The sequence below is a fragment of the Streptomyces murinus genome (assembly GCF_002154555.1).
Classification (GTDB): domain Bacteria; phylum Actinomycetota; class Actinomycetes; order Streptomycetales; family Streptomycetaceae; genus Streptomyces; species Streptomyces murinus.
The window spans coordinates 1-1,311 of record NZ_MUNF01000525.1 but is presented as its reverse complement, the minus strand read 5'-3'; the positions used below and the strand labels follow the sequence as shown (position 1 = coordinate 1,311).

Below are 1,311 nucleotides of genomic sequence, written 5' to 3'. Positions count from 1 at the left end.
CTCGGCGCAGGAGGGGACCATGCCCGGGGGCGGGGGCTCCGGGTAGAGGCAGCGGTAGCAGGGGCCGTGCTCGGACCAGAAGACCGAGGCCTGGCCGTCGAAGCGGTAGATCGAACCCCAGATGTACGGCTTGTTCAGCAGCACACAGGCGTCGTTGACCAGGTACCGGGTGGCGAAGTTGTCCGTGCCGTCCACGATCAGGTCGTACTGGCTGAAGATGTCCATCACGTTCTCGGCTTCGAGCCGCTCCTCGTGAAGGACCACGTTCACATAAGGGTTGATGCCCTTGACGGTGTCGCGCGCGGACTCGGCCTTGGAGCGGCCGATGTCGGACTGGCTGTGGATGATCTGGCGTTGCAGGTTCGACTCGTCGACCTCGTCGAACTCCACGATGCCGAGCGTGCCGACGCCCGCCGCGGCCAGGTACATCAGCGCGGGTGAGCCCAGGCCGCCGGCGCCCACGCACAGCACCTTGGCGTTCTTCAGCCGCTTCTGCCCGTCCATGCCCACATCGGGGATGATCAGGTGGCGGGAGTACCTGCGGACCTCGTCTACGGTGAGCTCGGAAGCCGGCTCGACCAGGGGTGGCAGCGACACGGGGACTCCGTTGGTCGGTCAATCACTACGTTTGTTCTTGTGGTAACACTGCCACGCCCTTCTTCATTCCGAGACACCTGTTCCGAGGCGCGAGACGATTTCGTCCCAGTAGCCGGGCATCGCCTCCCAGGGGTCCCCGGAACCACGGCCTCCGGTGCGGTCCGTGAAGTAGATCGTGGCCGCGCCCTGCCAGCGCGCGATGCGCAGCGCCTCCTCCAGATGCCCGCGCGGCACACCGTGCACGAAGTGGCAGAACCGCTCGGGCGGATGGTCGGCCGTCCACTCCGCGACCTGCGACCAGCGGTAGTCGGTCCAGGAGCCGGAGAAGGTCACCAGCTGGTCGGCGTGCTCCGCGTAGCCCGGGTGCGGGTGGGTGCCGTGGCCCAGGACGAGATGGGCGGTGTCGGTGATCGCCCGCAGGTCCGCGAGCACCCGGCGGACCCCGTCGAGTTCGCCGCGGCCGAGGGGGCAGCGGTCGAGGAGGAAGCCGTCGACCCGGTACCAGTCGAGGTAGCGGTGGGCGTCACGGAGCAGGTCGGCGCGGGCGCGGACGCCCTGTGCGAGGTCGAGCCGGCCGAGGACCCGCACCCCCGCCTGGTGCAGCGGGTCCGCCGCGGCCAGGCAGTGCGGGTCGGGGCGGGCGCCGGGGCCGCCGGCCACATCGAGCGCCACCCAGTCCAACGGGGTGCCGGGGCGGGCGAGCGTGGCCCACTG

At 69.9% G+C, this 1,311-nt stretch carries 2 protein-coding genes; both read right to left on the bottom strand.

The genetic code is table 11. From position 1 onward, the window contains the following. The coding region (locus CCN72_RS28685; RefSeq protein WP_208638126.1) for a ThiF family adenylyltransferase at nucleotides 1-597 on the bottom strand (597 nt) is incomplete at its 3' end. Nucleotides 598-660: 63 nt separating this feature from the next. Next, on the bottom strand, nucleotides 661-1,311 hold a 651-nt coding region (locus CCN72_RS28680), incomplete at its 5' end, for a spherulation-specific family 4 protein (protein ID WP_107430178.1).